The following is a 22,936-nucleotide window of genomic DNA, read 5'->3' on the forward strand; positions in this document are numbered from 1 at the left end:
CACTTGGTCCCCAAAGCGCTCCCCAAGGCCGTCGCATTCCCTCCGTAAGTCGAACCGGTTTGTCGCTCAGGCTGGACGGTTGCTGATGCACTTTTCGGATACGACTGGCGCTCGCGATTGCATGGCAACTGGAACGGGGCTTCTGATGTTGAAATACGTTGCGCGCATGGGGGCGCTTGGCGCGGTTGCGGCTGTTGTCGTGCCGATGTCCTGCCTGGGCGCAAGCGAAGCGCTTGCTCACACCGTCACGACGGTCACGGTCAGGAACAATACGGCCTTTGCCATGACCTTCCGTTCGCCCGCCGGGCAGATTCTCGGAACGGTGTCGCCCGGTCCGACCGGCATTGCGGGCGCCGGCGGCGGGACGCTGACCTTCACGGTGGACAGCCACATCCCGACCGTCGCATCGATCCACTTCTATCTCGAGAATGGCTCCCGGGGCTGCCGATTCGACACGTCGTACACGGCGAACGGCGGCTATACGAAAATGGCGGCCTCCTCCGGCGGCACGTTCGTGAGCTGCGCGGCCGGCGCGATCAGCTTCGATCCGACGACGCGCGACTATTCGATCACCTTCACGCTCAACTGATCCGCATCAGACCGGCGAGCGAGTCCCGAGGAACTCGCTGATCCGGTATCGCGCAAGGCGGCGACGCGCGCACCCCTCGCTGCGCAATTTTGGGCACCAAGGGACTGGCGTCGCTTTGCGAGCGGGCGCATCGTTTCCGATAGCCTGCTCAGCCTTGGCCCACCCGAACATCATGCGAAGCATGGCGTTCGGATCGAGTGCGTTCCAACCTAGAAATGGTAGTTCACACCGACCTGTCCCGCATTGGAGTTCGCCACGCCGGACGCGATGCCGGCCGGCACCAGGCTGGCGAAGTATTTTTCGCCGGACAGGCTGCGATACAGATATTCAGCCTTGAGCGACCATTTCGGCACAAACATCCATTCGACACCGCCGCCGGCGACCCAGCCACTGTGCATTTGGCTGTCGCTGAAGCTGTTACCGGGCAATGTGAAGGAAATCTGGTTGTCGGCCCAGGCATAGCCGCCGGTGCCGTAGATCAGGACGGTGTCGAAGGCGACGCCGAGTCGGCCGCGGACCGATCCCGAGGCTTTCACCTTGTGGTCGAGAGTGTTGAGCAGCGGAAGACCCGCAGCGAGTCTGACGTTGGCTGCGGAAGACTTGACGTCGCCCCAATGCGCGTCGACCTCGATTCCGCCGACAAAGAGGCCGGCCTGATAGTTGTATCCGAGCGTGCCGCCTGCCCGTACGCCTTTGACGCCGAGGCCGCTGCTGCTGACACTCTCCGTGTAGCCGGCGTTGGCGCCGATGTAGAATCCGCTCCAGTTGGTGGCCGGCGAGACGCGCGGCGCCTTGGTGGCATATGGCAGGTCGGCCGCATGGGAATCAGCCGCAAAAAAGCCGATTGCGAGCAAAGTTGGTATCAAGCGCTTCATCAATTCATTCCCCATTGACGGCTCCAAAGCCGAATCGACCTTAGGTGCAGGGTCCCGAGAGTCAATTGCTGAGGTCGATCGAGCGGCCGGTCAATTCTTGTACGGCATTGCGATGCCCCAACTGCCGGCGAGCGCAATCGTCGTGCGTTCGCTGGTTATTGCCGGACAATCCGGCATCGAAGGAGTCGCGCAGTACCCTCGCCTATTTCGCCGGCACCGCGACCGCCTGCGTCCCGAGGTCCTTCTTTGAATCCTCGAAATACTCGTCGAGCACCTTGCGGGTAAATCTGCCGATCGCGGCATATTCGATGTCGGTGAGATTGGCGAGCGAAACCCGCGCCGATGTGTCGACCACCTCAAATCCCTTGCCCGGCAGCAGAACCACCCCGGTTTCCTCGGCGAGCCGGAACAGGAAGCGGGTGCCGAGATCGCCCTTGATGAACCAGCGCTCGAAGTCCGGGCCATACAGCTTGCCGCCGAGTTCCTGCAGGTCGATCAAGGTGTAATAGTTGACGTCGCAGGGCTTATGCGGAGCAGCGACGCCCATGTTGCGATACAGCGTCTGGTAGCGTTGACGGATCAGCTGCTTGGCGGCGTTCTTGTACTGCTCCTGGCGGTCCATCAGGCCGTTCAGTGCGAACAGCGCCATCTGCAGCTGCTGCGGCAGCGACAGACCCGCGGTGTGGTTGAGGGCCACTGCCCGGCTGTCTGCCACCAGACGGTCGATGAAGCGCAGCTCGCGCGGCGTTGTCGTCAGCGACTCGTAGCGCGTGTCGAGCAGCTTCCTGGTGGCTTCCGGCAATTTCGCCAGCGCGGCATCGATGGCATTGTCCTGATGCAGCGCGATGACGCCAAGCCTCCAGCCGGTCGCTCCGAAGAATTTCGAAAACGAATAGACGCACAACGTGTTGCGCGGGCATTTGGCGAACAGCGAGACGAAGTCATCGGCGAAGGTGCCATAGACATCGTCGGTGACCACCAGCAGGTCCGGCCGCTTGTCGTTGATCAGTGTAGCCAGTCTGCCGAGCACCATGTCGGACAATTTCGACGATGGCGGATTGCTGGGATTGACCAGGAAGAACACCTTGACCGCGGGGTCCAGCAGTTTTGCCATCTCCTTGTCGGAGAACTGCCAGTCGGAGGCCTCATCCATGCGCACGTCGACAACATCGAGGCCGTATTCGGCCAGTACGGGAATTTCCAGATAGGGCGAGAAGATCGGCGTGGCGATGGCGATCTTGTCGCCTTTCGCAATCAGCTTGTTGACGCTGAGACTCTGGAAAATGTAGGTCATCGCCGCGGTGCCGCCCTCGGTGGCGAACACATCGAACCTGCCTTCCGATCGTAGCGGTCCGAACATTTCCTTGGCGAGATAGGCTTTGACGATCTCCTCGCAGTGCACGAGCATGCGCGGTGGCGTCGGATAGTTGCAGCCCAGGAACGCCGCGACCATCTCGAACAGGAAGGCTTCGCGGTCAAGGCCGAGCTGATCCTTCACATAGGAAATGGCAGAGCGCAGGAACTTGATGCCGTCGGTGTCGGTGTGATGCGTCGCATAGGCCTCGAAGCGCTGCACGATGCCGCGCAATTCCGGCAGGCCGCCGAAGCCGCTGTCGAGATAGGAATAGGCGCGCTCGGCTTCCAGCATGGCGAACTCGCCGAGGCTGAGGAATGCCCAGCGCGGCAGCGTGGCAAGGAAGTTGGGATTGCCCCTGCCCGCGTTCAGCATCAGCCGCTGGGCGTCGGACGACGCCACCGCCATCAGCTTATCCTTGAGTTCGAACGGACTGAGACCTTCGAACTTGCTGAAATCCTGTTCTGGCTTGTTCATATGCGTCGATCCTGGTTCAAGGTGTCGCGTTCTTGGTGATGATGCCGACGATGATCGGCCCCCACAGCGTCAGGAACACGTTGGCCACGGCGTAAGTCACCGTGAAGGACACGACCGGCGTGGCGTTGCCGGCCTTTTCAAGCAGCGCTGCAAACGCCGGATTGGCACTGCGACCGCCGGCGACGCAGGCTAAGGCCTCGATCGGATTGCGGATGCCCAGCACGTAATAGGAGAAGAAGAACGTCACGATCTGGGGTACCAGCGTTACGGCGACGCCAAGAAACAAAAGCGTCAGGCCGGATTGCTTGATGGCCACCAGTGCCTGCGGTCCGGCGGTAATGCCGACGATGCCGACGAACACCGCGAGACCGAAATCGCGCAGAAAGTTCGAGGCGCCCAGCGGCAAAGCCGCAAAGTTCGGGTGCACGCTGCGCAGCCAGCCGAACAGCAGGCCGGACAGCAGGCAGCCGCCGCCGCTGCCGATGGACACCGGGACGCCCCATAAGCGGAATTCGATCATGCCGATCAGGATGCCGATCGCCATGCCGATGCCGAAGAACACGAAGTCGGTGACCGCCGCGGCGCTGATCTTGTAACCGATCTTCGCCTGCACCCGGTCGAGATCCTTCGGACTGCCGACGAAGTGCAATTCGTCGCCGGACTTGACTTCGAGCTTGCCGAGCAGGGGCAGCCCGAGCCCCATCCGCTTCACTTCGGTGAGGAACACGCCATGGCGGGTCTCTACGCTGGCGTGGTCGTGGATGTCGGCGATGGTGCGACCGCTGAGCGCGCGGTTGGTGAGGATGATCTCGCGGTTCTCCTCGACCGGCTGGAAGCCTGCGGGCGCGGCAACTTCGGCGCCGAACAGGTCGCTGGCGCTCGCCATCGTCCCGACCCTGCCGGTGACGGCGAGCAAGTTGCCGACCTGCAGACGGGTGGTGTCGTCGAATTGGATCGGCGAGCCGTCGCGCAGCACGGCTTCGATGGCCGCATCGGTGATGAGTTCGTTGATCTCGAGTACGGTCTTGCCGGCAGCCCTGCCCTGCGCGTCGATCGCGTAGAAACGTGTCACGACGCTGCGGATCGCGTTGAACTGGCCGGGATCGAGTTCGGCATGGCCGCCCGACATTTGCTGGGCAAGCTTGATCGCCTCCGCGCGGATGTCCCACTTCATGATGGTCGGGAAGAACCAGGTGACCATGATGATCGGGCCGAGCGAGCCGAAGATGTAACAGACGGCGTAGCCGACCGCGACGTTGGTCTGCATGATCTTGGTGAGGTCGGCCGAGAGCCCGAGCTTGCCGATGGCGTCGCCTGCGGTGCCGATGATCGCCGACTGCGTGAGGCCGCCGGCGGCGAGGCCCGCAGCCATGCCGCGATCGAGATCGAACATCCAGGCGGCGCCGAGCACGCAGAGCAGGCCGACGGCGCACATCACGAAGGCCGAGACCGGCTGGTTGAGCGAGCGGCGGTTGAGCGCATGGAAGAATTGCGGGCCGCCCTGGAAGCCGACCGCATAGATGAACAGCGCGAAGAAGATCGCCTTGATGCCACTATCGATGTTGATGCCGATCTGGCCGATCACCACGCCGACCAGCAGCGTGCCGGCAATGCCGCCGAGGACAAATTTCTGCACCCTGAACTTGCCGACGAAATAGCCGAGGGCAATGGTAATGAACAACGCCACCAGCGGTTGGCTGGCGAAGAGCTCGCGCACGACGGTCATCTGTGATTCCGGAAGGCTTGCGCGGGAACGCCTGTCGAGGCGACCACCCATGACGCGGGCGGCGTGCTGCTTCGCGCGGAGCCTGACACATAACCGCGCTTTTGCCGGCGTATTGTCCAGTCTTATCGTACGGTCGGCGACTTATATATATTTGGCTATGCCAATGCCCGCGTCATGAATTTGATGAAAACGCGAGAAGGCTTCCAGAATAGGCTATTGCGCTGCATGCGACGCGACAGATTCGGGACAGCGACGGTTCGATGCGCTGATGTTCAGTGTCGCTGTTGATCTGCATCAATGCGGATCTGTCTGCTGCCCGAACGCCCAGCTACGATTGCGCTACAAATGCGGATTGGAGTCGCGCGTGCTGCCCGGCGGCGGAAACCGTATGGTCGTGCCGACCGTGATCCAGTCGGCGTTCTCGCCGGTGATGTTGTGGCCATAGATCACATCGACCGAGAAAATATCGTTGGGCCGATAGCGCAATCCGGTCTGGAATTTCGGACGCGTGACGCTCGGGATGTCGGCCGCGCCCACCTGCCCGTAGACTTCGATCGTGTACTGGAAAACGTCGGTAAGCTTCCAGTCGAAGCCGGCTCCATAGGTGAAATAGTGGCGGTCGACGGTGCGGTCCCACAGCCAGCCGGCATTGAGATTGATCCGCGTGACCTCGGAGAATCGCCAGGTGACGGGGATCTCGCCGAACATCGCGGTGTTCTGTCCGGTCTGCGCATCGAACGCGACGCCACCAAGGGCCGAGGCGCCGAACTTGCCGATGCCGGTCGGCACGAGGTTGATCTTGGCCTTCGGCGCCACCGACGTGCCCCAGTCGCCGTCGCTGCGAGACCGGTTGGTCATGACGCTGAGTTCGACCGGCCTGACGATGTCGACCACGCAGGATGGGTTGGCGACCGCGGAAAAGTCGGTGTTGGTGGCTGTCGACAGCCAGCTTTCCACCTTGCATGAGCCGAGATCGGAGATGTCGGCGGCATCGACGGCATAGGCGCCATTGGCCGCCTGCGCATATTGCGGCGCCAGCACTGCGGCGCCGATCGCCAGCATCGACAGCGCGGTTTGCAGGCTGCGCGTCAGATGTGGGGGCATGCAGTTCATGGGGGTGAGGCTAGCAGAGCCCTGCCCTCGACATGCGGTATTTGTTGCGATTATCCTCAGCCCATGAGCGAACATCATCACGATCATGATCACGACCATTCCGAATTGTCAGAAACCGAGCTCCGGGTCCGCGCCCTCGAGACCGTTCTGACCGAAAAAGGCTATGTCGATCCGGCGGCGCTGGACACCATCGTCCAGGCCTACGAGACCAGGATTGGCCCGCACAACGGCGCCCAGGTGGTGGCGCGGGCCTGGACCGATCCGGCGTTCAAGCAGGCGCTGCTCGCCGACGGCACCAAGGCCGTCAGCACGCTCGGCCATGTCAGCCGCACCGGCGACCATCTGGTGGTCGTCGAGAACACGCCTGAACGCCACAACATGGTCGTCTGCACTCTGTGCTCCTGCTATCCGTGGGAACTGCTCGGCCTGCCGCCGGTCTGGTACAAGGCGGAGCCGTATCGCTCGCGCGCGGTCAAGGATCCGCGCGGCGTGCTGGCGGATTTCGGCGTCAGCCTGCCCGGGGATGTCGAGATCCGGGTGTGGGATTCCACGGCGGAGACGCGCTTCCTGGTGCTGCCGATGCGCCCCGCAGGCACGGAAGGTTTGAGCGAGGCGCAACTCGCCGAACTGGTGACGCGGGACTCGATGATCGGCACCGGCCTGGCGACGACACCGGGCGCGCTGTCATGAACGGCGTCCACGACATGGGCGGCATGGACGGCTTTGGCAAGGTGGAGCCTGAAGCCAACGAGCCGATGTTTCACCACGAATGGGAATCGCGCGTGATGGCCATGGTGCGCGCCATGGGTGCCGCCGGCGCCTTCAACATCGATGCGTCGCGTTTTTATCGCGAGATGCTGCGGCCCGACATCTACCTGTCGAGCAGCTACTACCGGAAATGGCTGCTCGGTCTGGAAGACCTGCTGGTGGCCAGGGGCTATGTCGCCCGCGAGGAGATTGCAGCGGGCCACGCGTCGGCCCCGCCGAAAGCGCTGTCGCGCGGTGCGTTCACGGTCGGCGATGTCGAGCGCGTGATGATCCGTGGTGCGTTCGGCCGCCCGGCCCCGGCCCCGGCGAAATTCAAGGCCGGCGACCGCGTGCGCGCCAAAAACATCCATCCCGTCACGCATACGCGGCTGCCGCGCTATGTGCGCGGCCATGTCGGGGTGATCGAGCGCGACCACGGCTGTCATGTGTTTCCCGACACTGCCGCCCATGACGCCGGCGAGAACCCGCAATGGCTCTACACCGTGGTTTTCGATGGTGCGGAATTGTGGGGCCCGGACGGCGATCCAACCCTGAAAGTGTCGATCGAGGCCTTCGAGCCGTATCTGGACGCCGCCCAATGACTGTTGATCCGCAGGCCGCGCAGCGCGCCACGGCAGCCCTGCCCGGCATTCCCGTCGATGCCGACGGGCCGGTGTTTCGCGAGCCCTGGGAGGCCCAGGCCTTTGCCATGGCGCTGGCGCTGCACGAGCGCGGCCTGTTCACCTGGACCGAATGGGCGGCGGCGCTGGCCGCGGAGATCAAGCTCGCCCAGGCGGCCGGCGACGCCGACACCGGCGAAACCTATTACCGGCACTGGCTGGCCACGCTGGAAGGCCTGGTCGCCACCAAGGGTGTCGCCTCGGCCGAGATGCTGCATCGCTACCGCGATGCCTGGGACCACGCCGCCGACCGCACCCCGCATGGCCAGCCGATCGTACTGACACCGGCGGATTTTGCGCATTAAGGGATCAGTGTCTCCGTGCCCCGGATGCTGCGCAGCGCGTCGCCCTTGCAACGTAATGCTCTGCTGATCCGGGGCCGTACCAAATGCCGGAGCTCGTTACGGTCCCGGTTCTGCGCGGCAGCACTTCCGCGCGAAGCTTCGCTTCGCCAGGCTGCAGCGCGTCCGGGACACGAGACTATGCCGGTCTCGCCGAAAACTCCCGCCATCCCTTCGCCCGCAGCTCGCACGCCGGACATTTGCCGCAGCCATAGCCCCAGTCGTGCAGCGCGCCGCGTTGGCCGAGATAGCAGGTGTGGGAGTGCTCGCGGATCAGGTCCACCAGACCGGCGCCGCCGAGTTCATGGGCCAGCGCCCAGGTCGCTGCCTTGTCACGCCACATCAATGGCGTGTGCAGTTCGAATTGGCGGTCCATGCCGAGATTAAGCGCGGTCTGCAGCGCGCGGATGGTGTCGTCGCGGCAGTCCGGATAGCCGGAATAGTCGGTCTCGCACATGCCGCCGATGATGTGGGCGATGCCGCGGCGATAGGCCAGCGCGGCGGCGAAGGTCAGGAACACCAGGTTGCGGCCGGGCACGAAGGTGTTGGGCAGCCCGCCTGCCCCCATCTCGATGGCCACGTCGCGGGTCAGCGCGGTGTCGGAGATCACACTCAGCGTCGGGATGTCCAGCGTATGGCTGTCGCCCAGCTTGGCGGCCCAGCCTGGGTTCAGCGCCTTGATCCCGTCGAGCAACTTTTCGCGGCTGTCGAGTTCGATCAGGTGGCGCTGGCCGTAGCTGAAGCCGAGCATCTCGACACGCTTGAACCTTGCCAGCGCCCAGGCCAGGCAGGTGGCGGAATCCTGGCCGCCGGAGAACAGCACCAGAGCGGTTTCTTGTGAAAGATCGTCGGTCATGGACGTGCCATTAGCATCTGGCGCGGCAGCGGGAAAGTTGCGTCGTTTTGTAGGGCGGGTTAGCGAAGCGTAACCCGCCGGCCGAATTCATATGGCGGCAACGTCGGCGGATGACGGCTTCGCCTCATCCGCCTTACGGCTCGGAGCTTCAATGACCCCTTCCCGCGACATTGCCGGCCTCATCGAAATCATGGCGCGGTTACGCACGCCCGGCACGGGCTGCCCCTGGGATCTCGAACAGACCTTTGCGACCATCGCGCCCTACACCATCGAGGAGGCCTATGAGGTCGTCGACGCCATCGCCAACAACGACCTCGGCGATCTCTGCGAGGAACTCGGCGATCTCCTGCTGCAGGTGGTGTTTCACGCCCGCATGGCCGAGGAACAGCAGGCCTTCGCGTTTGGCGACGTGGTCGAGGCCATTACGCGAAAAATGATCCGCCGGCATCCCCATGTTTTCGCCGATGCCGACGGCAATATCACCCCCGCCCACGTCAAGGGCGTGTGGGACCGCATCAAGGCCGAGGAAAAGGCCGAACGCGCCGCGCGCCGTCCCGCAGTCGCCGCACCGTCATCGCTTCTGGCCGGCGTCAAGGCCGGGCAGCCAGCGCTGAGCCGCGCCACGGCGCTGCAGAACAAGGCCTCGACCGTCGGCTTCGACTGGAACGACCCGCGTGCGGTGCTGGCGAAAATCCGCGAGGAAGCCGACGAGATCGAAGCGGCGCTCGACGCCGGCGACAAGGCCGAACTGGCGGCGGAGACCGGCGACCTCTTGTTCGCCGTGGTCAACCTGGCGCGCCATGTCGACGCGGATCCGGATCAGGCACTGCGCGGCACCAACGCGAAATTCGAACGGCGGTTTGCCTATATCGAACAGGCGCTGGCGGCGAAGGGGCGCACGCTGCAGGACGCGACGCTGGAAGAGATGGATGCGCTGTGGAATGCGGCGAAGGGAACGGAGTAGCCACGAATTGTAGTAGCGCAACGCTGATGGATTCCCTCCCCACCACGCGCAGCTTCGCTGCACGCGGGGGAGGGAAAGGAAGAGCTGTGACGTCAGTGAAAGCGTTGCTATCGCTTACCCCGTCGCATCGTCAGGATGCTGCACGGCCTTGTACTTGCTCATCACGATGTCGCGCTTGGTCTCGTCGACGCGTACGGTCATGTCGAAATGATCGTCATGCAGTTCCTTGACCAGCACCTCGGCGTTGCGATGCAGCCAGCTGATGCCGGCGCCGTCGGAAGCGGCGATGGTCAGGTCGAGTGTGATCCGCGCCGCCGCCAGCCGCTCCTCGATGGCGTTGAGCAATGCATCGATGCCCTCGCCGGTTTCAGCTGAGACCATGAAGCACGGCTTTTCCGGCGGACGGCGCGCGGCGATGTTGGCGAGGTTCTCGCGCTGCTCGGGGTCGAACCGGTCGATCTTGTTCCAGACTTCGAGGATGCGGCCGCCGGCCTCGGCGTCGATGCCGAGCTGCTGCAGCACCTTGTCGACGTCGCTCTGCTGGGCGTCGGCGTCTTCATGGGAGATGTCGCGGACGTGCAGGATGATATCGGCTTCCAGCACCTCTTCCAGCGTGGCGCGGAAGGCGGCGACGAGTTGCGTCGGCAGGTTCGAAATGAAGCCGACTGTGTCCGACAGCATCGCCTTGCCGCCATGCGGCAGCGTCAGCGCGCGCAAGGTCGGATCGAGCGTCGCGAACAGCATGTCGGCGGCGGTGACCTCGGCGCGGGTCAGCCGGTTGAACAGCGTAGACTTGCCGGCGTTGGTGTAGCCGACCAGCGCCACGACGCGATAGGGCACGCGCTGGCGGCCGGCACGATGCAGCCGGCGCGTCGCCTGGACCTTCTTGATCTCGTTCTCGATGCGCGTGATGCGGTCGCCGATCAGCCGGCGGTCGGCCTCGATCTGGGTTTCGCCGGGGCCGCCCATGAAGCCGAAGCCACCGCGCTGGCGCTCCAGATGGGTCCATGACCGCACCAGCCGGCTGCGCTGATAGTTGAGATGGGCGAGTTCGACCTGCAGCGCGCCCTCCTTGGTCTTGGCGCGGCGGCCGAAAATTTCCAGAATCAACCCGGTGCGGTCGAGCACCTTGGTGTTCCATTCCTTTTCCAGGTTGCGCTGCTGAATCGGCGATAGCGCGCAATCCATCACCACCAGCTCGATGTCATGGCCGGCGATCAGGCCGAGGATTTCCTCGACCTTGCCCTTGCCGAGATAGGTGGCCGGCCGGATCTGGGCGAGCGGCGCGACGATCGCCTCGGCGATGGTCAGGTCGATGGCCCGCGCCAGACCGACGGCTTCCTCGAGCCGGGCGTCGGCATTGCGGACATGAATCTGCGCTTGCGATTCGGCGTCGCCACGCCGTTCACGCAAATACGGGCCGATGACTACCACCCGCCCGCTGTGTTCGCCTTGCGCTGACCCAGGACGGTCAACGCCCCCTTCGAAGCTCCGGGGTTCCAATCAGTTTAATCTCAAGCTGGTGCGTCCTCGCCGCCTTCGAACAGCTGGATCGGAGCGCCCGGCATGATGGTCGAGATTGCGTGTTTGTACACAAGCTGAGAGTGACCATCACGGCGCAGCAGCAGACAGAAATTGTCGAACCATGTGACAATACCCTGCAGCTTCACTCCGTTGACCAGAAAGATCGTCAGGGGCGTCTTTGTTTTACGTACGTGGTTGAGGAAGGTGTCCTGTAGATTCTGTGCGCGGTCTGCCGCCATTTTTTTATCCCGCAGTTTGTTGTGCTTGTTTTTTTTTAACCTGACGCAGCTCTCTCCGGAGCGTCGACTGGCCGCCGCGTTTCCCTGAGATCCCCCTCCGGGAGCGCGACGAATTGATTAGAGGGCAGGCAAGCTTTTTAGGCAAGCCAGTTCAGCCAACGGCCGGGCAAATCTGAGGCAAATCTCAGGAAATCGCCGAAAATCGATGAAATTCCTCGCGCAATCGCGTGGCGATCGCGCCCGGCTTGCCGTCGCCAATGGTTTTGCCGTCGATGCTGATGACGGGCATTACAATCTGACTCGCCGAGGAAACGAAAGCCTCGGCGGCCTGATAAGCCTCCTCCGGCGTGAAGTTCCGTTCTTCGAGCTTGAGCTGCAGCGACTCCAGCACCTCGATCAGAACCGCGCGGGTGATGCCCGACAAAATGCCACGTTCGGCGCTGCGCGTGACCACCTTGCCGTCGCGGGTGACGATCCAGGCGTTGCACGAGGCGCCCTCGGTCACAAAGCCGTCGGCATCCACATACCAGGCCTCATAGGCTCCCTTGTCGCGCGCTTCCTGGCGCGCCAGCACGTTCGGCAACAGACCGACGGTCTTGATGTCGACGCGCGGCCAGCGGTTTTCGGCGGTGGTGATCACCTTGACGCCGCGCGCGGCCTGGGCCTGGTTCTTGGCAAAGTTGAGCGACTTGGCGGTGATGACCAGGCTCGGCTTCACCTCCGGCGACGGAAAGCCATGGTCGCGGTGGGCGACGCCGCGGCTGATCTGCAGATAGACGATGCCGTAGCTGATGCGGTTGCGCCGGATCACCTCCTGCATCACGATCTTCAAGGATGCCAGCGGCATCGCCTCGGCCATGCGCAGCTCGCGCAGCGAGCGCTGCATCCGCGCCATATGGCGGGGAAAATCCACCATCTTGCCGCCGATGATTTCGCAGACCTCATAGATGCCGTCGGCGAACTGATAGCCGCGGTCTTCGACATTCACGGCGGCATCGCGCAGGTTTTGATAGTGACCGTTTACATAGGCAATGCGCGACATAGGACGTCCTGATGGCTGAGGATTTGAGTGACAGCGAGCGAGTTAGCCGACGCCGAGCGCCTTGAGTTTGCGGTGCAGGGCCGAGCGTTCCATACCGACAAATTCCGCGGTGCGCGAGATATTCCCGGAAAAACGACTGATCTGGGCGATCAGATAATCGCGTTCGAACACTTCGCGGGCCTCGCGCAAGGGCAGACCCATGATGTGCTCGCCATTGTTGCTGGTGGGCATCGACGGCACCATGGAGCCGACGTCCTGCGGCAGCATGTCGGCGGTGATGATCACCTCCGGGCCGCCGCCGGCGAGAATCATCACGCGCTCGACGTTGTTGCGGAGCTGCCGGATGTTGCCGGGCCAGACATGCGACTGCAGCACGGCCATGGCGTCCTGGCCGATCTGGCGTTTCGGCAGGCCGGTGGCCACCGAAATCTGCTCCATGAAATACTCGATCAGCTCCGGAATGTCCTCACGATGCTCGGACAAAGGCGGCACGCGGATCGGCACCACCGAGAGGCGGTGATAGAGATCCTCGCGGAAGCGGCCTTCGGCGATTTCCTCCTCGAGATTGCGCGCGGTGGAGGAGATGATGCGGACGTCGACATGGACCTTGGTGGTGCCCCCCGCCCGCGTGAACGTCTGGTCGACCAGCACGCGCAGGATCTTGTTCTGGGTCTCGCGTGGCAGGTCACCGATCTCGTCGAGGAACAGCGTGCCGCCATGGGCTTCCTCCAGCGCGCCGGCCTTGCGGGCCTGTTCGCCGTTGGTCTGCTCGATACCGAACAGTTCGACCTCCATGCGCTCCGGCGTGATCGCCGCGGCATTGATGACGACGAACGGGCCTTCGGCGCGCTGCGAGGCATTGTGCAGCGTGCGCGCCGCCAGTTCCTTGCCGGCGCCGGACGGGCCGACGATCAGGATGCGGCTGTTGGCCTTTGCCGCGCGGTCGATGGTCTGGCGCAACTGGTTCATGGCCGCCGAACGGCCGGTCAGCGAACTTGCCACCGGCGCGAGTTGCTTGAGTTCCTTGACCTCGCGTTTCAGCCGCGAGGTTTCCAGCGCCCGCGTCGCCACCAGGATCAGGCGGTCGGCCTTGAACGGCTTTTCGATGAAGTCATAGGCGCCGCGCTTGATGGCAGCGACGGCGGTCTCGATATTGCCGTGGCCGGAAATCATTACCACCGGCATTTCGGTGTGGTCGCGCTTGACCTGTTCGAGCAGTTGCAGACCATCCAGCTTGCTGCCCTGCAGCCAGATGTCGAGGAACACCAGGTTGGGACGGCGGTTGGAGATTTCCGCCAGTGCGCTGTCGCTGTCGCGCGCGGTGCGCGTGGTGAAGCCTTCGTCCTCGAGGATGCCCGCCACCAGATCGCGAATATCGGCTTCGTCATCGACGATGAGAATGTCATTTGCCATGGGATGCGCTCTGTCTTTTTTCGTTCGGTCAGTTGCCGCTCACGGCGACGGTCTTGATTTCGTTGCTCTGCGCGGCTTTTGGCTCGGCGTTTGCCGCATCGGGCTTCTGGCCGGAAATCGCAAAGCGCAATCGCATCCATGCGCCGCGGGCACCGGGCCGGATGTCAGAGGCATCGTTGAGCTCGATTCGCCCGCCGTGGTCCTCCAGAACGCGCCCGACAATGGCGAGACCAAGGCCGGTGCCCTTCTCGCGCGTCGTGACATAGGGCTCCAGCAGCCGCGACCGGCTCACCGTGGGCAGACCGATGCCGTTGTCGATCACGTCGATGACGATGTCCTCGCCCTCGCGCGCGGCGATCACCTCGATGCGGCCCTTGCCAAGCTCTTCCGCCGGCACCGCCTCGATGGCCTCGGTGGCGTTCTTGATGATGTTGGTCAGTGCCTGCGAGATCAGCCGGCGATCGAACCGGGCGCGCATCGGCTCTTCCTTGATCTCGGCCTCGATATCGACGTCGGGATGCCCGACCCGCATCAGGAACACGGCCTGGCGAACCGTATCGGCGACATCCTCGCCCTCGATCACCGGCTTCGGCATCCGTGCAAACTTCGAGAACTCGTCGACCATGCGGCGGATGTCGTCGACCTGGCGGACGATGGTGTCGGTGCACTGCTCGAAGATCGCCTTGTCGGCGACGATCACCTTGCCGAATTTCCGCTTGATGCGCTCTGCCGAGAGCTGGATCGGCGTCAGCGGGTTCTTGATCTCGTGGGCGATGCGGCGGGCGACGTCGGCCCAGGCCGAAGTGCGCTGCGCCGACACCAGCTCGGTGATGTCGTCGAGGGTGATGATGTAGCTGTCGCGCGACTGGCTGGTCTGCTCGGCGCTGATGCGCACTGACAGCACCCGCTCCTGGCCGCCGCGCGCGATGTTGATCTGGCCCTGCACCAGCCGCTGCGAGCCCTCGCGCACGGTCTGCATCATCTCGTCGAGTTCGGGGATGATTTCGTGCAGGGGGTGGCCGAGGGTCTCGGATTCCGAATGGCCGATCAGCTTTTCCGCCGAGCGGTTGAGGATGCCGATGCTGTTGGCCCCGTCGACCCCGATGATGCCGGCACTGGCCGAGGACAGCACCGCCTCGATGAAGCGGCGGCGGCTGTCGATGACGTCGGAGGCCGACACCAGTTCGTCGCGCTGGGTGCGCAGCTCCTGGGTCATCTTGTTGAAGGTCTCGCCGAGATGCGCCAGATCGCCTTCGGACTGGATCACCGGCACCCGCACATGCAGGTCGCCGGTCGACACCGCATTGGCGGCGCCCATCAGACGGCGGATCGGCGTCACCAGCCAGTTGGCGAAGTTCAGTCCGATCAGCACCGACGACATCAGCACCGTCAGCGCGATCACCGTGAACATCAGCGCGAAGGCCACCTGGACGCCGAGCCGGCGGGATTCGAGGTCGGCATATTCGGCGACGCTGGCCTGGGTCTGGCGCAGTTGCGCCACCACCCGTGGATCGAGCAGCCGCGCCACATAGAGGAAGGTATCGTCGAAGGCGCGCAGCCGGATCACCGCGGCGACGTAATTGGCTTCGATGAACACCGCGATTTGCGGCTCGGTCTCATCGACATTCTTCAGAAAGTCGGCGGCCGGGGTCGTAAAGTCCTGGCGGATGCCGGTCTGCGCCGATTCCAGGACATTGCGGTCCTTGTCGATGATCATCGCCCCCGGCAGGTTGCGCGACGCCGCGCTGGCCGTCAGCAGGCTGCGAAAGGTGCCGCGGTCCTGGTCGTATAACGGCCGCGCATGGGCGATGTCGTTGGCCATGCCGAGGATGTCGCCGCGGATCAGCTGCGCATGTTCGTGGAGATAGGCATTGGCAACGATCAGGGAGTTCTGGATCACCTCGCGGGTCGGCCCCGAAAACAGCCGGTCGAGGCCGCGATCGAGGGTGACATTGGCGACGATCGAGACCAGCACCGCGGGAATCACCGCGATCACCGAGAACAGGCTGACGATCTGGACATGCAGCCGGGCGGCGGCGCGCCCGCGGCGGCGGGCCTGCACCACCTTCCAGACTTCGCGGGCGATAATGACCACAAGCAGGAACACGGCGGTCGCGTTGATCAGCAGGAAGGTGACGACTACGTTGTGGGTCGGCGAGATCGGCGTCAGCCCGGTCAGGACGACAAAGGTCAGGAAGGCCGACAGCAGCGCCAGACCGACGGCAATCGGCGGCAGCAGCCGGCGCAGAGTCCATCGGCGCGGTTCAGCCGGCGATGCTTCAAACGCTGGGGGCGACGTGTCTGCGCTGGTCATTCCGGATTTTGGTGAGCGTGAACGCCATGTCGTCGCGGGATCGAGCCCGACACGTACTGATGCAATCATACAACAATGTTGCTCAATTACGACAATTCCGCGGCGTGTAAAAGCCGCGGAAAGCGCAGTCGTGCCGGTTTCACGTCGCGATGACGTGGAATTGCTCGATCTGATGCGTTTCCCTCGCCCGGGTCCTGCGGGTAGAGGGGCGCTCGAAGGACCGAGGTCGTCCGAGTCGGGTGAGGAGCGGCTGCGAGCGAACACTAACAGCTCACCCGGAGCCTCGCTATCGCTCGGCTCCGACCTCTCCCCGCAAGAGCGGGGCGAGGTTAGTCCCTGTGCGCGGCGCCCTACCCGCCGGTGCGATAGACTTGGATATCCAGATCGCGAATCTTCTTGCGCAGGGTGTTGCGGTTGAGGCCGAGCAGATCGGCTGCACGGATCTGGTTGCCGCGCGTCGCCGCCAGTGCCGCTGTGAGCAGCGGTACTTCGATCTCGCGCAGGATGCGGTGATAGAGGCCGGGCGGCGGCACGCCGTTCGGGAAGCTCGAGAAGTGCGAGGACAGGTAGACCTCGACGGCGCCGCCGAGGTTGTCGACGCCGTTCTGGGGGCTGCCGCCGGACACCACCGCAGGCGGTGCCAGTTCGCCGTCGATCACCGAGCCGGTGATGACATCCTGCGGATAGAGCGCCGCCAGCCGGCGGGCCAGGTTCTCCAGCTCGCGGACGTTGCCGGGCCAGCGATGCTGCTTCATGCGCTCCAGCGCCAGGGCGTCGAGCTTCTTGGGCGGCAGGCCATCCTTTTCGGCCAGCGCAAAGAAATGCCGGATCAGGTCCGGGAGATCCTCGATGCGTTCACGCAAAGGAGGAAGACGCAGCGGCACGACGTTGAGGCGGAAGAATAAATCCTCCCGGAACAGGCCCTGCTGGATGAGAATCCGGAGGTCCTTGTTGGAGGCCGCAACGATGCGCACGTCGGTCTTGATCGGGGTTCGGCCGCCGACCGTGGTGTACTCACCCTGCTGCAGCACGCGCAGCAAGCGGGTCTGCGCCTCCATCGGCATATCGCCGATTTCATCGAGGAACAGCGTGCCGCCCTCGGCCTGCTCGAACCGGCCGGAGGCGCGGGTGTTGGCGCCGGTGAAGGCGCCGCGCTCATGGCCGAACAGTTCGGATTCGATGAGGTCGCGCGGGATCGCTGCCATGTTGACGGCAACGAAGGGCCCGTTGCGGCGCTTGCCGTAGTCGTGCAGCGCGCGCGCCACCAGTTCCTTGCCGGTGCCGGACTCGCCGGAGATCATCACCGTCAGGTCGGTCTGCATCAGGCGCGCCAGCACGCGGTAGATTTCCTGCATGGCCGGCGAGCGGCCGACCAGCGGGATCGAATCGAACTCGCCGTCATCGGCAACGCTGGCGACGCGCTCCTTCGGTTCCGCCAGCGCGCGGCCGACGATGGCGATCAGTTCCTTGAGGTCGAACGGCTTCGGCAGATATTCATAGGCGCCGCGCTCCGACGCGCGGATCGCCGTCATGAAGGTGTTCTGCGCGCTCATCACGATGACCGGCAGGTTGGGCCGCATCTTCTTGATGCGCGGCAGCAGGTCGAAGGCGTTCTCATCGGGCATCACCACGTCGGTGATGACGAGATCGCCCTCGCCCTGGCTCACCCAGCGCCACAGCGTGGCGGCGTTGCCAGTCAGGCGAACCTCATATCCGGCGCGGGAAAGGGCCTGATTCAGGACGGTGCGGATCGCAGTGTCGTCGTCTGCAACCAGAATGCTACCAGCGGCCATTGTCATTTCTCATCTTGGTTTTTAGGAGGTGTGCGGCGACGTCGCCGGGACGTCGCCGTTGCTCGGTTCGAAGTTTTTGGCAGCGTTGAACATGGGCAGCAGCACTCGGAAAATCGTCTTCCGCGGCTGGGATTCGCATTCGATGATTCCGCCATGATCGCCGACAATCTTGGCAACCAATGCAAGACCCAGGCCGCTTCCGGTGGGCTTGGTGGTGACGAAGGGATCGAACAGGTTCGGCAACAGGTCGTCCGGCACGCCGGGGCCATTGTCCTTGACGCAGAATTCCAGCGGCAGCGAGACGCGGGTCTTCTTGCCCGGCACCGACAGCCGAACGCCAGGCCGGAACGCAGTGGTGAGCTGGATCTCACCGTCGTGGCCCAGTTCCGCGACGGCCTCGGCGGCATTTTTCACCAGGTTGAGGAACACTTGGATGAGCTGGTCCTGATTGGCCAGCACCGGCGGCAATGACGGGTCGTATTCCTCGATGAAGCGGATGTTGCGGGCAAAGCCCGACTGCGCGAGCCGTTTCACATGGTCGAGCACAGAGTGGATGTTGACCGGACCGCGCGCCACCGGGCGATCATCGCCGAACACCTCCATACGATCGACCAGGGTCACGATGCGATCGGCCTCGTCGCAGATCAGCCGTGTCAGCATGCGGTCTTCGGACGATGCCGCCTGCTCCAGCAGCTGCGCGGCTCCGCGAATGCCTGACAGCGGATTCTTGATCTCATGGGCCAGCATCGCGGCGAGCGCGATCACCGAGCGTGCGGCGCTGCGATGGGTGAGCTGGCGGTCCATCTTGTCGGCGATGGTGCGTTCCTGCAGCATCACCACGATATGCCCGGGCCGTTCGCTCAACGGCGCGACATGGAGATCGACCTGGCGATCCCTGCCGATCCGCGGCGTGCCGAGATCGACCTTGAACTCATTGACCGGCGAGCCGGAGTCGCGAACCTGATCGATCAGCGCCAGCAGCGGGCTGCCGAACGGCACCAGTTCCTTCAGCGACTGGCGCCGCAGGAACTGGGTCGAGATCTCGAAAAACGATTCCGCTGCCATGTTGGCGTCGACGATCTTGCCGTCGGGTGCGATCAGCAGCACCGGATTGGGCAAGGCGTTGAGAATCGCCTCGCTGTCGGTGGAAATCGGGTGGCGGTGTCCTGCGACGGCTGTCATGCGGCAGCACTCCATGCGAAGGCGTCAAACGCCTCGTCAAGCGAACGGTGTACGCCTGCGGGGGCCTCGGCGGTTTGAATCTTCTGTTTCCAGCTTCTCAGAACGTCCGGTGGCGCGTCGCTGGCGGCTGCGGCCGCATCGAGCGACCAGCCGAGATGTTTTCGTGCATGGCGCAGCCCGACATGGACGCCGTAATGGCTGAGAATTTCCTCGTAGAGCGTGCGGACGTAGGAAAGTTGCACGGCGAGCGCCGGCTCGGCCTCTGCTGCACCGCTCTGCAGGCGACGGGCAATCTGGCCGGGCACCCAGGGGCGCCCATAGGCACCGCGGCCCACCATCACGGCGTCGGCGCCGGACAGTTCCAGCGCGGTCAGCGCCTTCTCGTAGGAGGTGATGTCGCCGTTGACGATCAGCGGAATATCGATCGCGTCGCGGACCGCGCGCACCGCGCCCCAATCCGCCTCGCCCTTGTAGAACTGGCAACGGGTGCGGCCGTGCACCGTGATCAACTGCACGCCGGCCGCTTCGGCGCGGCGCGCCAGCTCCGGCGCATTGAGCGAATTGTCGTCCCAGCCGAGCCGCATTTTCAGCGTCACCGGCACCTTGACCGCCGCGACCGTGGCGTCGATCAGCGTCAGTGCGTGATCGAGGTTGCGCATCAGCGCTGAGCCGGACTGGCCGGTGCCGCCGGTGACCTTGCGGGCGGGGCAACCCATGTTGATGTCGATGATATCGGCGCCGCCGGCTTCGGCGATGCGCGCGCCCTCGGCCATCCAGCGGGCCTCGCAGCCGGCCAGCTGGACCACGTGCGGGCCCAGGCCGGTCGCCTCAACGCGCAAAACAGACATCGGTCGGCCATTGACGAGATCGGCGCTTGCCGTCATTTCTGAGACGACGAGGCCGGCGCCGAGTTGGGCCACCTGCCGCCGGAACGGCACATCCGTGATGCCGGTCATCGGTGCCAGAACCACACGGTTCGCGATTTCGATGTCGCCGATCCGCAACGACTTGTGGTTTGGTGATTCCAGGGCGGTCACAGACCTACTGTCCTTTGTACGCTACGATGCGGTTGAACGTATCTTGCGCACATTTCTTGTGCAATCAACCGTCATGCCTAGACATTAGACAGATGTGCTGATTTTGCAAGTGCAGTGCAGCATTGCGTTGTTGATCATTCACGCCGAGGGAAACATGCTGTTTTTGCCGTCCGGCATGGTAATGGCTGTGCGCCCACAGCTTACCCCTTAATCAGTTGAGCCTGATGACGAAATCGACAAGATCTGCCGCCATTGTCGTCGCTGCCGGACGCGGATTGCGCGCCGGTTCCGGCGGACCGAAGCAATACCGCACGATTGCCGGGCGCACTGTCATCGCCCGCGCGATGGAGCCGTTCTGTGCACATCCCGACATCGCGGCGGTTCAACCGGTCCTCAATCCCGACGACATGGCCATGTTCAACGAGGCCGTCGGTCATTTGCGGTACGATCATCCAGCAAACGGCGGCGCCAGCCGGCAAGCCTCGGTCCGCGCCGGCCTTGAGGCATTGGCCGGCAATCCGCCCGATGTCGTGCTGATTCACGACGCCGCGCGGCCCTTCGTGACCCCTGCCCTGATTTCGCGCGCCATCGCCGCCGCCGGAATCACCGGCGCCGCGGTGCCCGCAATTGCCGTCACCGACACCATCAAGCAGGTCGGCGATGCCGGCCATGTGGAAGCCACGCCGGACCGAGGGCGCTTGCGCTTTGCGCAGACGCCGCAGGCATTTCGCTTCGACGTCATTCTCGAAGCCCATCGTCGTGCGGCGCGCGAGGGCCGCGACGATTTCACCGACGACGCCGCACTCGCCGAATGGGCAGGATTGACGGTGGCAACCTTTGAAGGCGATCCTGCAAACATGAAGCTCACCACACCGGAAGATTTTGTGCGCGAGGAAGCGCGTCTTGCTGCTGCGCTCGGCGATATCCGCATGGGCACCGGCTATGACGTGCACGCCTTCGGCGACGGCGATCACCTGATGCTCTGCGGCGTGCGGGTGCCGCATACGCGCGGCTTCCTCGCGCACTCTGACGGCGACGTCGGCCTGCATGCGCTGGTGGATGCCATCCTCGGCGCGCTGGCGGACGGCGATATCGGCTCGCACTTTCCGCCGAGCGATCCGCAATGGAAAGGCGCGGCCTCCGACAAGTTTCTGAAATACGCCGTCGACCGCGTCACCGCGCGTGGCGGACGCGTGGCCAATCTCGAGGTCACGATGATCTGCGAACGGCCGAAGATCGGGCCGCTCCGCGATGTCATGCGGGCGCGCATTGCCGAGATCACCGGCGTTGCGATCTCGCGCGTGGCGGTGAAGGCCACCACAAGCGAGCGCCTCGGCTTCACCGGTCGCGAGGAAGGCATCGCTGCCACGGCGTGCGCCACCATCCGCCTGCCCTGGAGTGACTAGATGAGCGGCAGCGACGCCCGTGCCCTGTCCCGTGCGCTGCTGGATCTCTGCCGCAGCCGCAAGCTGACCATTGCGACCGCTGAATCCTGCACGGGCGGCATGGTGGCGGCAGCGCTGACCGACATTCCCGGCTCGTCCGATGTGATCGACCGCGGCTTCGTCACCTACTCCAACGACGCCAAGCGCGCGATGCTCGGCGTGCGCGCTGCGACGCTGTCGACGTTCGGTGCGGTCAGCAAGGAGACCGCGACGCAGATGGCGGTGGGTGCGCTGGAAAAGGCAGGTGTCGATCTCGCGGTGTCGATCACCGGCATTGCCGGCCCCGGCGGCGCGACGCCGGGCAAACCGGTCGGCCTGGTCCATTTCGCCGTCGCTTCGCGCGATGGCCGCATTCTCAATCGCGAGTGTCGCTTCGGCGCCATCGGCCGCGGCCCAGTGCGGCAGCGCTCGGTGGTGGAAGCCTTGCGGATGTTGATGGAACTGGCGCGGGGACCGCAGCCGCCGGTCAAGAAACGCGAAGCGGCCAGCTTGGCACGGCCGCGGGTCGCGCGCACGCCGCGCCGAGCGGCCGTCAAACGCCACCGCGCCGGGCCGCTGAAGCCGAAGCCAAAACCCGAAAAGTAACTGTTCCACGTTTCCCGGATGCGGTGCAGCGTGAGCGACGATGCGCAGCATCGTCCGAAACGGTGCTCCGCAGATCCGGGATCTTCTCGTTTGACGTCGCATGAGACGGCCCCGGATCTGCGGAGCAGGCCTTCTCGGCAATGCTTCGCATTGCCGGGCTGCGCCGCGTCCGGGGAACCTCAGCTCTTGGCCCCGTAGACCTGATCGGCGCGCTTCTCGAACGCCGCAGAAAAGCGCTGGAACGCGGTGTCGAACATGGTGCCCATCAGCATGCCGAGCATCCGGCTCTTGAATTCGTAGGACAGAAAGAAACCGACATCGCATTCGGTGTCGGACTTCGGCTCGAAGGTCCAGCGGTTCTCGAGATTGCTGAACGGGCCCTGCAGATACTCCACCATGATCTTGAGGTTGGCGCGGTCCAGCGTCACGCGGCTGGTGAAGGCCTCGCGGATCAATTTGAACGCGACCGTCATGTCCGCGACGATCACCTCGGTGCCGTCAGGTTTTGTCGTGCGCTGGCGGATCTTCAGCGCCTTGCACAGCGGCACGAACTCCGGATAGCGCTCCACGTCGGCCACGAGGTCGAACATCTGCGATGCGCTGTGCCGGACCCGGCGCTTGCTGGCGAATTGAGGCATCG

The 22,936-nt window shown here is 64.1% G+C and carries 21 protein-coding genes; 7 read left to right on the plus strand and 14 right to left on the minus strand.

From position 1 onward, the window contains the following. Positions 1 to 79 precede the first annotated feature (79 nt). Positions 80 to 589: a hypothetical protein gene (locus ACUXVA_RS21760; protein WP_445488045.1), complete on the plus strand. Its 510-nt coding sequence runs from the start codon at positions 80 to 82 to the stop codon at positions 587 to 589. Between the two features lie 209 nt (positions 590 to 798). On the opposite strand, the gene ACUXVA_RS21765 is transcribed toward ACUXVA_RS21760, so the two are convergent. The 4 genes from ACUXVA_RS21765 to ACUXVA_RS21780 all read right to left on the minus strand — a co-directional run bounded on the left by ACUXVA_RS21765 (position 799) and on the right by ACUXVA_RS21780 (position 6,125). After that, the gene (locus tag ACUXVA_RS21765; protein ID WP_265078405.1) at positions 799 to 1,464 is read right to left on the minus strand and encodes an outer membrane protein; all 666 of its coding nucleotides are present in this window, start codon (positions 1,462 to 1,464) and stop codon (positions 799 to 801) included. Between the two features lie 202 nt (positions 1,465 to 1,666). Continuing rightward, positions 1,667 to 3,295 carry a bifunctional aspartate transaminase/aspartate 4-decarboxylase gene (locus ACUXVA_RS21770; RefSeq protein WP_265078404.1) on the minus strand — a complete coding sequence of 543 codons (1,629 nt, stop codon included), beginning with the start codon at positions 3,293 to 3,295 and terminating at the stop codon, positions 1,667 to 1,669. 16 nt (positions 3,296 to 3,311) lie between these two features. Next, the gene (gene aspT / locus ACUXVA_RS21775; protein ID WP_445488048.1) at positions 3,312 to 5,021 is read right to left on the minus strand and encodes an aspartate-alanine antiporter; all 1,710 of its coding nucleotides are present in this window, start codon (positions 5,019 to 5,021) and stop codon (positions 3,312 to 3,314) included. Positions 5,022 to 5,360: 339 nt separating this feature from the next. Beyond that, positions 5,361 to 6,125 (minus strand): hypothetical protein, encoded by a 765-nt coding sequence (locus ACUXVA_RS21780; protein WP_265078402.1) that lies wholly within the window; start codon positions 6,123 to 6,125, stop codon positions 5,361 to 5,363. Between the two features lie 72 nt (positions 6,126 to 6,197). On the opposite strand from ACUXVA_RS21780, the gene nthA reads away from it, so the two are divergent. Genes nthA through ACUXVA_RS21795 form a run of 3 tightly spaced genes read left to right on the plus strand, consistent with a single transcriptional unit; the run spans position 6,198 to position 7,866 of the window. Next, positions 6,198 to 6,824 carry a nitrile hydratase subunit alpha gene (nthA, locus tag ACUXVA_RS21785; protein ID WP_265078401.1) on the plus strand — a complete coding sequence of 209 codons (627 nt, stop codon included), beginning with the start codon at positions 6,198 to 6,200 and terminating at the stop codon, positions 6,822 to 6,824. Next, positions 6,821 to 7,483, plus strand: coding sequence for a nitrile hydratase subunit beta (gene nthB / locus ACUXVA_RS21790; RefSeq protein ID WP_265078400.1), 663 nt, complete (start codon positions 6,821 to 6,823; stop codon positions 7,481 to 7,483). Before nthA ends, nthB begins: the two co-directional genes overlap by 4 nt. Then, on the plus strand, positions 7,480 to 7,866 hold the full coding sequence (locus ACUXVA_RS21795; protein WP_265078399.1) for a nitrile hydratase accessory protein: 387 nt from the start codon (positions 7,480 to 7,482) through the stop codon (positions 7,864 to 7,866). The genes nthB and ACUXVA_RS21795 overlap by 4 nt, the downstream gene beginning before the upstream one ends. Positions 7,867 to 8,041: 175 nt before the next feature. On the opposite strand, the gene queC is transcribed toward ACUXVA_RS21795, so the two are convergent. After that, positions 8,042 to 8,758, minus strand: a complete 717-nt coding sequence (gene queC, locus ACUXVA_RS21800) for a 7-cyano-7-deazaguanine synthase QueC (RefSeq protein WP_265078398.1) — start codon at positions 8,756 to 8,758, stop codon at positions 8,042 to 8,044. A gap of 151 nt (positions 8,759 to 8,909) precedes the next feature. On the opposite strand from queC, the gene mazG reads away from it, so the two are divergent. Further along, positions 8,910 to 9,722: a nucleoside triphosphate pyrophosphohydrolase gene (gene mazG / locus ACUXVA_RS21805; protein ID WP_445488052.1), complete on the plus strand. Its 813-nt coding sequence runs from the start codon at positions 8,910 to 8,912 to the stop codon at positions 9,720 to 9,722. A 114-nt stretch (positions 9,723 to 9,836) separates the two neighbouring features. Here mazG and hflX read toward each other — a convergent pair whose 3' ends face one another. The 8 genes from hflX to dusB form a co-directional block, all read right to left on the minus strand. Next, entirely contained in the window at positions 9,837 to 11,225 is a 1,389-nt protein-coding gene (gene hflX / locus ACUXVA_RS21810; RefSeq protein WP_265078397.1) for a GTPase HflX, read from the minus strand. A gap of 11 nt (positions 11,226 to 11,236) precedes the next feature. Continuing rightward, positions 11,237 to 11,485, minus strand: coding sequence for an RNA chaperone Hfq (gene hfq, locus ACUXVA_RS21815; RefSeq protein ID WP_006020546.1), 249 nt, complete (start codon positions 11,483 to 11,485; stop codon positions 11,237 to 11,239). A 184-nt stretch (positions 11,486 to 11,669) separates the two neighbouring features. Next, positions 11,670 to 12,527 carry a D-amino-acid transaminase gene (locus tag ACUXVA_RS21820; protein WP_265078396.1) on the minus strand — a complete coding sequence of 286 codons (858 nt, stop codon included), beginning with the start codon at positions 12,525 to 12,527 and terminating at the stop codon, positions 11,670 to 11,672. A gap of 42 nt (positions 12,528 to 12,569) precedes the next feature. Then, positions 12,570 to 13,940 (minus strand): nitrogen assimilation response regulator NtrX, encoded by a 1,371-nt coding sequence (gene ntrX / locus ACUXVA_RS21825; RefSeq protein WP_265078395.1) that lies wholly within the window; start codon positions 13,938 to 13,940, stop codon positions 12,570 to 12,572. 28 nt (positions 13,941 to 13,968) lie between these two features. Beyond that, positions 13,969 to 16,254: an ATP-binding protein gene (locus tag ACUXVA_RS21830; protein ID WP_445488058.1), complete on the minus strand. Its 2,286-nt coding sequence runs from the start codon at positions 16,252 to 16,254 to the stop codon at positions 13,969 to 13,971. Positions 16,255 to 16,604: 350 nt separating this feature from the next. Continuing rightward, positions 16,605 to 18,047 carry a nitrogen regulation protein NR(I) gene (gene ntrC / locus ACUXVA_RS21835; protein ID WP_265078394.1) on the minus strand — a complete coding sequence of 481 codons (1,443 nt, stop codon included), beginning with the start codon at positions 18,045 to 18,047 and terminating at the stop codon, positions 16,605 to 16,607. 21 nt (positions 18,048 to 18,068) lie between these two features. Further along, positions 18,069 to 19,229 (minus strand): two-component system sensor histidine kinase NtrB, encoded by a 1,161-nt coding sequence (locus ACUXVA_RS21840; RefSeq protein WP_265078393.1) that lies wholly within the window; start codon positions 19,227 to 19,229, stop codon positions 18,069 to 18,071. Continuing rightward, positions 19,226 to 20,233 carry a tRNA dihydrouridine synthase DusB gene (gene dusB / locus ACUXVA_RS21845; protein ID WP_265083703.1) on the minus strand — a complete coding sequence of 336 codons (1,008 nt, stop codon included), beginning with the start codon at positions 20,231 to 20,233 and terminating at the stop codon, positions 19,226 to 19,228. The genes ACUXVA_RS21840 and dusB overlap by 4 nt, the downstream gene beginning before the upstream one ends. A 257-nt stretch (positions 20,234 to 20,490) precedes the next feature. Between dusB and ACUXVA_RS21850 the strand changes: the two genes are divergently transcribed. After that, positions 20,491 to 21,672 (plus strand): bifunctional 2-C-methyl-D-erythritol 4-phosphate cytidylyltransferase/2-C-methyl-D-erythritol 2,4-cyclodiphosphate synthase, encoded by a 1,182-nt coding sequence (locus ACUXVA_RS21850; RefSeq protein WP_265078392.1) that lies wholly within the window; start codon positions 20,491 to 20,493, stop codon positions 21,670 to 21,672. After that, positions 21,673 to 22,296, plus strand: coding sequence for a CinA family protein (locus tag ACUXVA_RS21855; protein ID WP_265078391.1), 624 nt, complete (start codon positions 21,673 to 21,675; stop codon positions 22,294 to 22,296). It begins immediately after the preceding gene. A gap of 179 nt (positions 22,297 to 22,475) precedes the next feature. Here ACUXVA_RS21855 and ACUXVA_RS21860 read toward each other — a convergent pair whose 3' ends face one another. Further along, positions 22,476 to 22,934 (minus strand): type II toxin-antitoxin system RatA family toxin, encoded by a 459-nt coding sequence (locus ACUXVA_RS21860; RefSeq protein ID WP_265078390.1) that lies wholly within the window; start codon positions 22,932 to 22,934, stop codon positions 22,476 to 22,478. Positions 22,935 to 22,936 lie beyond the last annotated feature (2 nt).

Source organism: Rhodopseudomonas sp. RCAM05734, assembly GCF_052658035.1.

Excerpts from the sequence above, each read along its gene's own strand:
- ACUXVA_RS21765 (WP_265078405.1), bottom strand. The coding sequence starts at position 1,464 with ATGAAGCGCTTGATACCAACTTTGCTCGCAATCGGCTTTTTTGCGGCT.
- ACUXVA_RS21770 (WP_265078404.1), bottom strand. The coding sequence starts at position 3,295 with ATGAACAAGCCAGAACAGGATTTCAGCAAGTTCGAAGGTCTCAGTCCG.
- aspT (WP_445488048.1), bottom strand. The coding sequence starts at position 5,021 with ATGACCGTCGTGCGCGAGCTCTTCGCCAGCCAACCGCTGGTGGCGTTG.
- ACUXVA_RS21780 (WP_265078402.1), bottom strand. The coding sequence starts at position 6,125 with ATGCCCCCACATCTGACGCGCAGCCTGCAAACCGCGCTGTCGATGCTG.
- nthA (WP_265078401.1), top strand. The coding sequence starts at position 6,198 with ATGAGCGAACATCATCACGATCATGATCACGACCATTCCGAATTGTCA.
- nthB (WP_265078400.1), top strand. The coding sequence starts at position 6,821 with ATGAACGGCGTCCACGACATGGGCGGCATGGACGGCTTTGGCAAGGTG.
- ACUXVA_RS21795 (WP_265078399.1), top strand. The coding sequence starts at position 7,480 with ATGACTGTTGATCCGCAGGCCGCGCAGCGCGCCACGGCAGCCCTGCCC.
- queC (WP_265078398.1), bottom strand. The coding sequence starts at position 8,758 with ATGACCGACGATCTTTCACAAGAAACCGCTCTGGTGCTGTTCTCCGGC.
- mazG (WP_445488052.1), top strand. The coding sequence starts at position 8,910 with ATGACCCCTTCCCGCGACATTGCCGGCCTCATCGAAATCATGGCGCGG.
- hfq (WP_006020546.1), bottom strand. The coding sequence starts at position 11,485 with ATGGCGGCAGACCGCGCACAGAATCTACAGGACACCTTCCTCAACCAC.
- ACUXVA_RS21820 (WP_265078396.1), bottom strand. The coding sequence starts at position 12,527 with ATGTCGCGCATTGCCTATGTAAACGGTCACTATCAAAACCTGCGCGAT.
- ntrX (WP_265078395.1), bottom strand. The coding sequence starts at position 13,940 with ATGGCAAATGACATTCTCATCGTCGATGACGAAGCCGATATTCGCGAT.
- ACUXVA_RS21830 (WP_445488058.1), bottom strand. The coding sequence starts at position 16,254 with ATGACCAGCGCAGACACGTCGCCCCCAGCGTTTGAAGCATCGCCGGCT.
- ntrC (WP_265078394.1), bottom strand. The coding sequence starts at position 18,047 with ATGGCCGCTGGTAGCATTCTGGTTGCAGACGACGACACTGCGATCCGC.
- ACUXVA_RS21840 (WP_265078393.1), bottom strand. The coding sequence starts at position 19,229 with ATGACAGCCGTCGCAGGACACCGCCACCCGATTTCCACCGACAGCGAG.
- ACUXVA_RS21850 (WP_265078392.1), top strand. The coding sequence starts at position 20,491 with ATGACGAAATCGACAAGATCTGCCGCCATTGTCGTCGCTGCCGGACGC.
- ACUXVA_RS21855 (WP_265078391.1), top strand. The coding sequence starts at position 21,673 with ATGAGCGGCAGCGACGCCCGTGCCCTGTCCCGTGCGCTGCTGGATCTC.
- ACUXVA_RS21860 (WP_265078390.1), bottom strand. The coding sequence starts at position 22,934 with ATGCCTCAATTCGCCAGCAAGCGCCGGGTCCGGCACAGCGCATCGCAG.